12 protein-coding genes are annotated in these 12457 nt (G+C 57.2%); 2 read left to right on the top strand and 10 right to left on the bottom strand.

What is annotated here, in order from left to right; genetic code table 11:
- Window positions 1–13 precede the first annotated feature (13 nt).
- The gene (locus tag F1381_RS14780; RefSeq protein WP_151735618.1) at window positions 14–2290 is read left to right on the top strand and encodes a TPM domain-containing protein; all 2277 of its coding nucleotides are present in this window, start codon (window positions 14–16) and stop codon (window positions 2288–2290) included.
- Window positions 2291–2421: 131 nt separating this feature from the next.
- Here F1381_RS14780 and F1381_RS14775 read toward each other — a convergent pair whose 3' ends face one another.
- Window positions 2422–3294 (bottom strand): LysR family transcriptional regulator, encoded by an 873-nt coding sequence (locus tag F1381_RS14775; protein ID WP_151735617.1) that lies wholly within the window; start codon window positions 3292–3294, stop codon window positions 2422–2424.
- A 128-nt stretch (window positions 3295–3422) separates the two neighbouring features.
- On the opposite strand from F1381_RS14775, the gene F1381_RS14770 reads away from it, so the two are divergent.
- Entirely contained in the window at window positions 3423–3866 is a 444-nt protein-coding gene (locus F1381_RS14770) for a rhodanese-like domain-containing protein (protein ID WP_151735616.1), read from the top strand.
- 430 nt (window positions 3867–4296) lie between these two features.
- On the opposite strand, the gene F1381_RS14765 is transcribed toward F1381_RS14770, so the two are convergent.
- The 9 genes from F1381_RS14765 to F1381_RS14730 form a co-directional block, all read right to left on the bottom strand.
- Entirely contained in the window at window positions 4297–5085 is a 789-nt protein-coding gene (locus F1381_RS14765) for a formate/nitrite transporter family protein (RefSeq protein WP_151735615.1), read from the bottom strand.
- A 129-nt stretch (window positions 5086–5214) separates the two neighbouring features.
- Complete coding sequence (locus F1381_RS28315; protein WP_187355364.1) at window positions 5215–5352, bottom strand: hypothetical protein; 138 nt, start codon at window positions 5350–5352, stop codon at window positions 5215–5217.
- An 80-nt stretch (window positions 5353–5432) separates the two neighbouring features.
- The gene (locus F1381_RS14760; RefSeq protein WP_151735614.1) at window positions 5433–6440 is read right to left on the bottom strand and encodes a toxic anion resistance protein; all 1008 of its coding nucleotides are present in this window, start codon (window positions 6438–6440) and stop codon (window positions 5433–5435) included.
- Between the two features lie 248 nt (window positions 6441–6688).
- Complete coding sequence (locus F1381_RS14755; protein WP_151735613.1) at window positions 6689–7435, bottom strand: TerC family protein; 747 nt, start codon at window positions 7433–7435, stop codon at window positions 6689–6691.
- Between the two features lie 378 nt (window positions 7436–7813).
- The gene (locus F1381_RS14750) at window positions 7814–8536 is read right to left on the bottom strand and encodes an amino acid ABC transporter ATP-binding protein (protein WP_151735778.1); all 723 of its coding nucleotides are present in this window, start codon (window positions 8534–8536) and stop codon (window positions 7814–7816) included.
- A 15-nt stretch (window positions 8537–8551) separates the two neighbouring features.
- Window positions 8552–9199, bottom strand: a complete 648-nt coding sequence (locus F1381_RS14745) for an amino acid ABC transporter permease (protein WP_151735612.1) — start codon at window positions 9197–9199, stop codon at window positions 8552–8554.
- A gap of 107 nt (window positions 9200–9306) precedes the next feature.
- On the bottom strand, window positions 9307–10125 hold the full coding sequence (locus F1381_RS14740; RefSeq protein WP_151735611.1) for a basic amino acid ABC transporter substrate-binding protein: 819 nt from the start codon (window positions 10123–10125) through the stop codon (window positions 9307–9309).
- A gap of 215 nt (window positions 10126–10340) precedes the next feature.
- Window positions 10341–11216 (bottom strand): N-carbamoylputrescine amidase, encoded by an 876-nt coding sequence (gene aguB, locus F1381_RS14735; protein ID WP_151735610.1) that lies wholly within the window; start codon window positions 11214–11216, stop codon window positions 10341–10343.
- Window positions 11217–11240: 24 nt separating this feature from the next.
- Window positions 11241–12269, bottom strand: coding sequence for an agmatine deiminase family protein (locus F1381_RS14730; RefSeq protein WP_151735609.1), 1029 nt, complete (start codon window positions 12267–12269; stop codon window positions 11241–11243).
- Window positions 12270–12457: the final 188 nt, after the last annotated feature.

Raw genomic sequence — 12457 nt, 5'->3', positions numbered from 1 at the left:
GGAGCGTGCCGCTTTGAGAAAATATTTCAGCCTGTTTCTGTTGCTCAGTCTCTTATGGATCCCGGCAGCCTATGCCGCAGACATTCCCGCCCGGCAAGGCTTAATAACCGACACTGCAGGGATGCTCACCCGCCAGGAAAGGACGGCTCTCGAAGCCGCAGCCTCCGGCGAACATTACACCGTTCATGTTCTCACCGTCGACAGTCTGAACGGGAGGTCCCCCGCAGATTATGCCGGTGATGCCGCCGAAGCCTGGAACCTCGGCGGGCGGGATGTACTCCTGCTTATCTCGGCCGGCGACAGCTCGGTGGAGCTGAATGTCGACAACAATTCGCTACTTCAGTCCGGAATTAATGCCTGGGCGCGGGCCAACGGCGGAACCGCGGGAAGCGACGCCATTACCCGGCTGCTCGATACGTATTTCATTCCTTATGCCCGGGAAGGAGACTTCGCCGGAGGCATCTCTTCGCTTATGGAGAAGCTGCAGACGTTTGGCAGCGGAAACCAAAGCAGCCCGGGCACAAGCACCGGAACTGCCAACGGGAGCAGCTCAAGGGGCGGCTCCGCGCTGCCGATGCTCGGGATAGGAGCAGGCGTCCTGATACTCGGCGGAGTGCTGTTCATTGCAATCACCGGCCTGCGCCGGCGCAAGGAGCTTGACGCCAAGCAGGAGCAGTTGGGCGACCTGCTGGTACGTGTGAACCGGGCGCTGGAATCGCTGCAGCCGTTCCAGGGCATTGTACAGGGCGAGACCGGGAAGCGGGTCGAGCAGATTTCCGGCCGGCTGTCGGCACAGCTGGTAGAGATTTCGGCGCTGCAGGGCCAGGCCGTGCGGCCGCAGTTCTACCAGCTCGGTGCACTGAAGACAGCCATAGCAGAGCTTGAGCAGACCGAAAGCGGGCACCGCTCGCGGATAGAAGAGGAGGAACGGCAAATCGCCGTTATCAGTGAAGCTGACCGCAACGTGAAGCAGCGGATCACCGAGCTGAAGCAGGATGCTCCTGAACTGGACAGCGGCTTGCAGGCTGCAGTTAAAGAGACCGGCTATGAGCTGCAGGACATTGCCGAGGATCTGCAGGAACTCGCCGCAGAGACGGCCAAAGCGGATCAGCTCGAGCTGTTCGACCCCATTGCCGCGCAGGAGGTTACCGCCGGGGCACAGGCGCTGCAGGAGCGGATTGAGCAGGATCTGCGCGATGTTGAGCCGTATGCCGACAAGCTGGCTGCGTTCCCCGGCACACTTGAGGCCGCCCGCAGCCGGATCGCCGGCATTATTGAGCAGAATTCCCTGCACAATATGAAGGCCGACCCGTATGCGCTGCTGGAGCAGGCCCGGGCGGCGGCTGGCGGCCTGCAGGCGCCGCTGCGCAGCGGCGACATGGATGAAGTGCGCGGCATCGCCGCACAGACGGATACGCTGCTGGCCGAAGCCGTAGCGCTGGCCGAGCGCCAGGCCCAGATCCGCCAGAGCAACCGGCGGGATCTGGAGGCGGTGCGCGGAGCCTGGGGCGCGCTGCAGGAGCGCCGGTCCGGGCTGCAGGGCCGGATAGACGCGGCGAGGGGGCGCTTCGCGGCAGCGCATTTAAGCCCGCTGCAGGCGAAGCTTGAAGCAGCGGAGACCGCGCTGCGGCAGGGCGCGGCTGAAGTGCCGCAGCTGGAGGCCTGGAGCAGCGACGAGCGGGGCGAATACGAGAAGGCGCGCAGCGGGCTCGACCGGCTGCTGACGCTGCAGGAGGACGCTTCGCGGCAATTCGCAGAGACCGCCGAGGCGCTGGACGGGCTGGAGGAGCGCCTACAGCGGGTGAAGCACCTGTTCACCGCCGGGCAGGAACAGGCGTATTCGGCCCAGCAGCTGCTGAGGAGCCGCGGCCTGTCCGCCGGCCGCTTCGAGCCGGCCGCACTGCCGGAGCACGCCCAGCTCGAGCAGCGGCTGGCTGCCCCTCCCTACAGCCTGGATGAGCTGGAGAGCATCGGGCGCTCCTACAGTGCGCAGATCGCCGCCTTCGCGGATGAAGCCGCCCGGCTGATCCGCCAGAAGGAGGAGGCGGAACGCCAGGCGCAGCTGGCGATGCTGCGCGAGCAGCAGCGGCGCGAAGCCGCGCGCCGGCGCAATTCCGGCGGCGGCCCCGGCGGCTTCGGCGGCGGGGGCTTCGGCGGGGGCGGCCGGCCTGGCGGGGGTGGACGCTCCTCCGGCGGATCGTCCTGGGGCGGCGGCGGGCGCTCCTCCGGCGGGTCCTCCTGGGGCGGCGGAGGCAAGTCCGGCCGCAATTCCGGCGGCTCCAAATGGTAGCCGCCACACCACGCAAAGACTCCTTGTCCGGACCGGACAAGGAGTCTTTGTTGTAGAACCTATCCCGTAGCCCTGCTTAGCACCTGACCAACCGGCGCCCCTAAGGCCCGGCTACTCAGGTGCTTTGCCGGCTACGGCTCCAGCATCTCAGCGATGAATGCACTGAGCGCACGGGTCAGCTTGCGTTCCTTGCGGTAAATGAGCTGGATATAGAAATTCTCCCTCCCGCTGGCGAACGGTATGCCGGTAAGACTGCCGCTTGCCAGCTCCTCCTCTACAGCATACCTGGGCAAGAATGCAGCGCCCCACCGATGCTTCACCGCCTGCTTAATACCCTCCAGATTGCCGAATTCCATATCAATTCTGGGAGCGATGCCATGGCGCTTCAGTTCCTGCAGCAGCAATTGCCTGTAAGTGCAACTCTCTTCCGTCAGTACAAGTGCTTCGCCCGCCAGAAGCGATGGCGTAATATCCGGCATCTGAGCCAGAGGATGCTCCGGGTGAAGTATGACCAGCAGCGGCTCCTCCCGCAGCTGAATGACTTCCAGCTCCTCATCGGTGTACGGGCTATCAAAGATCAGCCCGAAATCGGCGTCCTTGCTCTTTACCGCCGCTATAATCCGGGTTTCGGAACCGGGGGTTACCTTCAGCTGCATCTGCGGATAACGCTGCCTGTAGCGGTGCAGCCGGTGAGGGAGATAATAGGCAGCCAGCGTCTCGATCGAGCCGATATTCAGGATGCCCTGCTCACCCCCGGACACTACCGCCTTCGCCTCCTCGCTGAGCGCCAGCATCTGCCGGGCATACGGCAGCAGGTTCTTCCCGGCAAAGGTGACGCTCATTCCCCGCCCCGACCGCTCCAGCAGAACCGCCCCGTACATCTCCTCCAGCCTGGATATCTGCGCCGTGACACTGGACTGGGAGTACCCCAGCCGCTCCGCCGCCCGCGTATAACTCCCGCTGGCGACGACTTCGCAGAAGGTTTTCAAGTAGGTCAACTCCATATCCGCTCTCCCGTAATATCAAAAATTTCGATATTTATTATGAATAACTATAGATAACTATAATTATACCGGTGTTTTATACTGATACCAACCCGAATCCATTCCCACCCGTCCAAGGAGGAGTATCGATGAAAAGCCAGCCCAAATCACAAGTTCTGTCAACGCCCGCTGCCGCACCCGCCGCTGCGGCGGCCTATTTCGCAGCCAAAGGCGCTTATGAAACCGACGTAGCCGATGTCGCCTATGATCTGCAGGCAGGATTATCAGGTTTCCTGCTTGTCGACGTACGCGATGCCCGCGCCTATGAAGAAGCGCATCTGCCCGGAGCAGTCTCGCTGCCCGGGGGCCGGCTTAGCGCCACCCTTCCGGAGGCGCTTGCGCCTGGCACGGTGCTGGTGCTGTACTGCTGGGGGCCCGCCTGCAACGGCGCCACTAAAGCGGCAGCCAGACTAGCTGCCCGGGGCTATACAGTGAAGGAGATGCTCGGCGGCATTGAATACTGGCGCAAGGAAGGCGGCGCCCTGGAAGGGACGCTGCGCGAGGCCGCCCCGCTGTACTGGAGCATGTGCTGAGGGGCCTGTCTCCTGACCAGGCCAGACTAAAGCCTTCACGCGCAAAGGCAATTTTTAATTACAGTAAAGTATATCTCCACTTTCTGCTCACACGTTATATGCAGCGTTAAGTTATACAGCGGTCAGCTGACCTCAATGCAACCAAGGTGCCAGTTGGATTTTCGCCGCTTATTTGCGCACACACTGTACCATACTTCGACTTTAGATGGATTTCCGCCATCTATTTTGACGAAAATACGCTCCCGTCATCACTTCTCCAACAATTAAGTGGCGATTGTCGAACTAGACTACAGCTAACCAGGACAAGGGGACGATTGAAGTGGCGGAAATCCACTAACCCTAAACGAAAAATACACCGCTTCCGTGAGGAAGCGGTGCAGAGCTGTAGGCCCGGCTCCGGGCATGCCCGCCGCAGGCCGAGCACACACGATCAATGCTCCCCGTCATCGAGGAACGGCTTGTTGACATAGTAATACATGACGCCCATTAGCACGCCTCCGCCGATCAGATTGCCGAGGGTCACCGGCACCAGATTGTGCACCACCCCGCCCCACGAGATCGTACCGGGATGATCCAGCACCAGCGCGATGGCAAAGGTACACATATTGGCGATACTGTGCTCATAGCCGGAGATAAAAAAGCAGAAGACGAACAGCATCATGGCGAACATTTTAGCGCCGTCGCCTTTCATGGACATGGGTACGAAAAAGGCCAGACATACGAGCCAGTTACAGAGAATCGCCCGGAAGAACAGCTCCATGGCGGGAGCCTCCATCTTGTGGGCCACTACATTAAGCAGAAACCCGTTGACGCTGGAGTCATAGAACAGACCCGTCAGGAAGATCAGCAGCGCAAACGCCGATGCTCCGAGAATGTTGCCGATGTAGCTGACACCCCACATTTTGACCACTTCAAGCCACCGCAGCTTCTTCCGCAAGGCCGCATAGGAATAATAGAAAGTATCCCCTGTAAAAAGATCGCCCCCGCCATAGGAGATCAGGATAATCGCCGCGCCGAAAGTAATGGCCGCCATCGGGTAGGTCAGCGGCGACTGCTCCATATAGAAGAAATTGCCCGTCTTGAACGCCACTATAACCCCGAAGCCGATAAACATGCTGGCCAGCATAGCTCTGGCAATATAACGGAAGATGCTTTGCCGGTAAATCTTCTGTTTCTTTAGCGCTAATTTCTCTACCTGCAGCAGTGCCTCGTTCTCCATATGACCTCCGTCTTTCGCTCCTCATGCCCAGCGATTGTTATAGGAATAATAAACCTTGTATATTCCGGTTATTATACCCAATAAACCGCCGCTAATTGCTTGAACCACAGAGTATCGTCAATTTATGGGCTATTCCCTCTCCACGGGCACCTTAGAACGCACCCGTTCTTCTTCACAGCTGGACCGCTCAGCCAGCCCGGCAAGATCTTCAGCCCTGCCAAGGCTGGCGGCAATAATCAGCGCTGCGATCAGGCATCCGACAATCATCCCGCGCTCCCCCGCCTCCCGATATGCCGTCAGTTGTTATGACCACATATATGAGAGAGAGGCTGCAGATATGACCCGGTTCAGCCCAGCCTGCCCAGCTCCCTGCAGATTCCGGCGATCTCTTCTTTGCTGTTCCGGCGGTCGGTGAGGATTTGGAAGCAAGACCGGCCTGCGGCATCGATAGCCGCCAGCAGCTCGCTGATGGCCTGGTTAGCCGCCTCCAGCGAGGCGGCAGGCTTGGCTAGCAGCGCCTCCGCCCGCTCGGGCGCCCCCGCCAGCAGCCGTGCGTTCTCTATGACCGCACCGCTTGCGTCCTCAGGTACCCAATGACCATGCTCCCGGTCGGCCAGGGACATGGCGATCATTGCGGACAAGGTGACGAGGCCGGAGGTTTTGTCAATTACGTTGTTAACCGAATCAAGCAGCCTTTCTCCGTCTGCTTCGATTTGCTCCGCAGCAGCGTTTACCCGCCGGAGCAGGGCCGCTTGCTCCTCCAGCGCCTGAATCCGCGCCGCAGTCTTGCCGTACTCATGCTCCAAAGCATCCTTGTGCAGCGGACTATCGGGTCTGGCCAGCTCGTTCTCACAGATTTGCAGCAGGTTGCGGCCGAAGGTGATTCCGGCCTCCAGACGCCCGATCTCCTCGCGCACGGTCTCATTCAGCCGGCGGATTCCCACAGCGCCCGTCTCCAGCTTCTCGCGTTCTTCACGCAGTTGAGTCACAGTGTCGTCGATGCTGCAGCGCACCCTATGGTAGGCATTCACATAGTGCTTCAGCGGATTGCGGCGCAGAATCCGGCCCATCAGCCCGATATGCTGGCTTTGGCTCAGCATGCCGCATTCCGCGCGCAGCTTGAGCGTCAACTCGGGCAATTCAGCCCACTGCTCCGGCAATTCACCGGAAATATGCTCAAACGGTCCGAGGAGCACCTCCGCCCCTTGCGCAGATGCCTCCGGCTTAACAGTCTCCTCCATCCAGTCTTTAAGTGCCGATCCGCCCGACTGCAGGCTTCTCTCCAGCCACAGCTTGGCATTGCCGGCCGCTCTCTGTTCATCTTCCAGATTGAGCTCACTTACCTGCATGGACATGTTTCTCCTCCTGTAATTTGCGGACTGCCGTAACGCTGAACCATACAACCCGGCGGGAAGGGACCGTAACCGGTTTCGGCGTACCTAACAGACGCGCTCCTATTCAAACTTACGTTTCTCTACAGTTCTCTATTTATATTATGACGCGGATTTTCACAAAAAGTTGTTCACCCGTTTCTGGACCCCTGCGTTTCCAATAAACGAAAAGCCGCCCCAAAGGGGCGGCCCGCAAACAAAAACATGAACGGTCAGGCTTGTCTGTCCGCTTCTTTCTTGCGCTTCGCCGAGCTGTACAGCATCGTTCCGGCGAATACGGCAATCAGCACCGTAAAGAAGATGGCGTGCGGCAGCTCGTAGCCGAAAGCACCGGCCAGCATTTTGCCCGCAATAAGCGCAATCAGGATAAAGGCGGCCTGCTCCAGCTCGGGGAATCTGCCGATTAGCTTGAGGAAGACCTGCGCCACCCCGCGCATCATCAGCACGCCGAGGATGCCCCCGAGGAACAGCACCCAGACCTTGTCGCTTAAACCGAAGGCAGCAATGACACTGTCAATACTGAAGGCGATATCCATCAGCTCGACCATCAGCACCGTTTTCCAGAAGGAAGCGCCCTTGGCCTCCGTATGCGAGTCCGCTTCGGGATGGCGTCTGAACAAACCGTTGTAGGCGATGTAGAAAAGATAAAGCGCCCCCAGCACCTTCACCAGCGTAAACTTAATCAGATACGTCCCCAGCCCGATCGCCAGAAACCGGAAGATATACGCACCGAGGATGCCGTAGAACAGCGCCTTCTTCTGCTGCTCCTTCGGCAGATGCTTGACCATCACGGCCAGAACCAGCGCATTGTCCGCCGAGAGCAAGCCCTCCAGCAGCACCAGACTGCCGATAATTCCCCAGCTTACCGGATCGGACAAGGTGGCCGCAATATCGCCCCAGGAAAAAAAGTGCCCGTAATTCTCGCTGATGCTCTCGATAAATCTGCTCAACCAATCCATCTGACCATGCGCCTCCAACTGATAAATAAACGAAAGGAAACGGCACCGCCCGTCAGGGCGGCAGCCGTTTCTGCATCAACATGATTCGTCCCAATGCCACCAGGCAGTTCGGACGCTATTCGGCTATATGAACCCGGATCGTTTACGTTTCGTCCATCCGGCATTAGCTACTCTATCTACTATACTCTAATCAGTTGCAATATTCTATATGTTGAATCATTCTGAAATTCACATGGAATTGGTTCGTAACTGCGGGGAATGTTTGGACTTCCGGCCGCTGTTGTCTCCAGATTTCTTAATTCAACCCGCTCTTAGCGGATGAAATCCGGAGACAAAGGCGAACGCTATTCGCTCCTACAGTTCCAAACTTCCTCCGCCTCACAGCACCTTGGACAGGAACTCCCGGGTCCGCTCATGCGACGGGCTGCCGAAGAGCTGCTCCGGCTTGCCTTCCTCGACGATCAGGCCCTGCTCCATGAAGATGACCCGGTCGCCGACTTCGCGGGCAAAGCCCATCTCGTGGGTCACCACAACCATGGTCATCCCTTCACGGGCCAGGTCCTTCATGACGGCCAGCACCTCGCCGACCATCTCCGGGTCAAGGGCCGAGGTCGGCTCATCGAACAGCATGATCTTCGGCTCCATCGCCAGCGCCCGGGCAATCGCCACCCGCTGGGCCTGTCCGCCGGACAGGGAGGCCGGGTAAGCCTCCGCCTTCTCGCTCAGCCCGACCTTCTGCAGCAGCTCCAGTGCTTTGCGGCGCGCCTGCTCCTCCGGCCACTTGCGGACCTGAACAGGGGCGAGCATGATGTTCTCGATTACTTTTTTGTGCGGAAACAGGTTGAATTGCTGAAAGACCATCCCTACATCCTTGCGTATATCGTTAATCTTCGTGTCCTTCGACAGCAAAGAAATGCCTTCGATCCTAATCTCGCCTTCCTGCGGCTGCTCCAGCAGATTGAGGCAGCGCAGAAAGGTGGACTTGCCCGAGCCCGAAGGCCCTATGACCACCACCACCTCACGGCTGTGAATGTCCACGTTAATATCCGTCAGCACCTTATGGGCGCCGAACGACTTCTGTAAATTCCGGACCGTAATGATTGGCTCCATATGCGGTTACACCCTCCGTTCAATATAGTTAAGCAGCTTGCTGAGCGAGTAGGTGAGGATGAAATAGATGACGGCTGCAGTCAAATACGGCTCCCAGATCCGCAGGTACTGCCCTTTCATCGTGTTGCTCCAGTACATAATCTCCGGGGCGGCGACCAGCGCCAGCAGCGAGGAATCCTTCACCAGCACGATAAACTCATTGCCGAAGGCCGGAATCATCCGCTTGATGGCCTGCGGCAGAATGACGAACCGCATCGCCTGCCCTTTAGTCATCCCCAGTGACAAGGCGGCCTCCCGTTGACCCGGGTCGATGGACTGAATGCCGGCGCGGAAGATTTCAGCGGAGTATGCGGCAGAATTGAGCGAAAGCGCCACAAAAGCGGTAATCAGCGCATTGGTCTTGCCGTAAATCGGCGGAATCAGCCCGAAGTGGACGATCAGAATCTGCACATAGAGCGGAGTGCCGCGGAAAAAGTTGATATACGAATGAAACGGCCAGCGCAAATAGGCTTTCGGCGCCATTTTGCCAAGACCGAGACCCAGCCCCAGAATCGATCCCAGCAGGATGGAGGCAATCGATACGCCAATCGTGAACAAGGTTCCTTTAAGCAATACCGGTAAATAATGAACAATGATGTCGAATCTGAAATCCATACCATTCTTCCCTTCTCTTCTGCTTCTCTTCTCTCTGGTTCTTCTTCAAAAAAAGAAGCATGCGCAATAGCTATCATTACGCATGCTTGGGCGTTCATCCGTGCTGCTTACTCCGCACTCAGCAGGGTTGCCGTATCCGGCTCCTCGCCGAACCACTCTTTGTAGATTTCCGCATACTTTCCGTTCTCGATGACCGCCTTGATGGCCGGGTCAAGCTTGGCTTTCAGCTCACTGCCCTTCGGATACAGGATGCCGTAATATTCAGAACCGAAATTCTCTTTATCGATAATGCCCTTCAGCTTCTCCTTCGGGTTGTTCTTGATGTATTCGTTGACGATGGCAATGTCGGCCACCACCGCGTCGGCTCCGCCGCCGTTCAGCTCCATTAATGCTACTGCATTGCTGTCAAAACGCTTCAGGTTCCCGTTGTCCACGCCCATAATGCCGCTCATCAGCTCATCGGCCGTCGTCGCGCCTTGCACGGCAACCTTCTTATCTTTCAAATCAAGCGCGCTCTGAATATCGCTGTCTTCCTTGACCATAATCATATTGGTAGATTCAAAATAAGGGATCGAGTAATCGTAAGTTTCCTTACGCTCGTCGGTAATTGAAACAGATGAGAGGCCGGCATCATATTCCGAGCCCTGTTGCACACTGGTAAGCATCGTATCCCAGCCGGTGTTGGTCACCGTATAATCCAGACCCGCTTCTTCCATAACCGCCTGAATGAAATCAATATCGAAGCCCTTGACCTTGTCGGTATCCATGTACTCCATCGGTGCGTAGCTCGCGTCAGTCGCGAATTTGATCGTCTCACCGGACGCTTCGCTGCCGGATGCATTGTTATTATTCGACCCGCAGCCTACCAGTGCCAATACCAGCATCGCCGACATAGCTGACACAGCCCATTTCTTTCTGTTCCCCATTCTCCAATCCCCCTACCTTTTTATAAAATACTTAAAGAGATTTTATCAGATTAAAGCGACAGTGACAATTATATTTCCTCAATTGTGTCATGTTATATAACATAATTATCGAAGGTTTGTAACATTTACAATAAAAAAAGACAGCCCCCGCTCTGGAGACTGCCTTTCACTGCTTATTTACTGATTTGTTTCAGAGGCTCTACCGCATAGAACGATTAGAACGTGAGGTCACCGTCATAGGAGGCGATCAGACGATACAGTTCCGGTCTGCGGTCGCGGAAGACGCCCCACTCGATGCGGCCGACTTCCAGGGCATCAAGGTCGAATTCGCTGACCAGCACCGCCTGCTCGTCGCGTCCCGCTTCGACAATCTTGTTGCCCTGCGGTCCGGCGATGAACGAGGAGCCGTAGAAGTTGATGCTCGACTCTTCATCGCTCTCTTCGCCGATCCGGTTGGAGGCTACGACCGGAATCAGGTTCGCCGCGGCATGGCCGAGCATGCAGGTCTGCCAGTGATCCTTGGAATCAATGCTGCCATCCTGCGGCTCCGAGCCAATCGCGGTTGGGTAGAACAGAATCTCAGCGCCCATCAGGCTCATAACACGCGCCGCTTCCGGATACCACTGGTCCCAGCAGACGCCGACGCCGATCTTGGCGTAGCGGGTGTTCCATACCTTGAATCCGGTATCTCCGGGATTGAAGTAGAATTTCTCTTCATAGCCGGGTCCGTCCGGAATATGGCTCTTGCGGTATTTGCCCAGCACCGTGCCGTCGGCGTCGATCACCGCGAGCGAGTTGTAGCGGGCGTAGTTCTTTTTCTCATAGAAGCTGATCGGCAGCACTACCTGCAGTTCCTTGGCGATCTCCTTAAAGTGGTTCACGGCCTTGTTCTGCTCAAGCTCGGTAGCATAGCTGTAATAATCGGATTTCTCCTTCTGGCAGAAGTAAGGGGTCTCGAACAGCTCCTGCAGCAGAATAATCTGTGCGCCCTGTGCGGCCGCTTCCCGTACCAGTGTCTCTGCCTTGCGGATATTCTCATCAATGTTGCCGGAGCAGCTCATTTGCGTCGCGGCTACTTTTACGTTTCTCAATGATTGTTCCTCCTTGCTGTTAGGTTAGTTAACCGAAGGCATCTGCTGGGTCGTGCAATGCACATTGCCGCCTTCGCCGATCACGGCCATGCCGTTCACGGTACGGATTCTGCGGTCCGGGAACAGCTCAGCCAGCTTCGCTGCGGCCAGCTTATCCGTCTCTTCGGCGGCACCGCCGAACACCGGCAGGATAATGCCCCCGTTTACAAAATAGAAATTCAGGTAACTGAGTGTCAGACGGCTGCCCTCATATTCTCTGTAAGGCGGCTGCTGCAGCTTCACAATCTCCAGCTTGCGGCCCTTGGCATCCACCGCCGCCTCCAGAATGCGCAGGTTCTCCTGCGTAATGGCATAGTTCTCGTCCTGCGGGTCATCGCACACCTGGATAATGACTTTGCCCGGCGCGGCGAAGCAGGCGATATTGTCGACATGCCCGTCGGTCTCATCACCGCTGAGACCCCGCTTCAGCCAGATGATCGACTCTGTGCCGGTAAACTGGCGCACGTAGCCTTCGATCTGTTCGCGGCTCAGCTCCGGGTTGCGGTTGACGTTCAGCAGACATTCCTCGGTGGTAATCAGCGTGCCTTCACCGTCGGTATGAATCGAGCCGCCTTCCATCACCAGCGGAGCATCCAGCTGCTTAACCCCGTAGTGTCCCAGAATCTGCGGTGCCACCGCATCATCGAGGTCAAACGGCACATATTTGCCGCCCCAGGCGTTGAACTTCCAGTTCACTCCGGCCAGCTTGCCTTCCTTGTCCACAACGAAGGTCGGCCCGTTGTCGCGCAGCCAGGCGTCGTTATGACGGATTGGCAGCAAGGTTACATTGTCGCCGAGGTTCAGCTTCGCCACCTGCTCTTCTTCCTCCGGGTTGACGATCACCGTCACCGGCTCAAACTCGGCCATAGCGCGGATGATCTCCGCGTATCCGGCGCTCACGGACGGATAATTGTCCGGATAGACCATCGAGGCCTGCACCGGCCAGGAGATGAAGGTCCGCTCATGCTTCGCCCACTCCGCCGGCATTCTATATTGCAAATCCTTAAGATTCATGTGTTGGTTACCTCTGCGAATGAAATTAGAGCTTTCATCAAATAAAAAGCTCCTCACTCATCATACAATAAGTTGGGGACAGGCTCAATGTCAGACAGCAAAACAGAGAACTGCCTAATTTTAGACAGGGATGCGATAATTAAGGTATATTATGTATTTTTATGTATTATTTCAATATTATTCATTAT

It is taken from the genome of Paenibacillus tengchongensis (assembly GCF_008973665.1).
In the GTDB taxonomy this organism is placed as follows: Bacteria; Bacillota; Bacilli; order Paenibacillales; family Paenibacillaceae; genus Paenibacillus_AQ; species Paenibacillus_AQ tengchongensis.
This window is presented reverse-complemented; position numbering and strand designations above follow the sequence as displayed.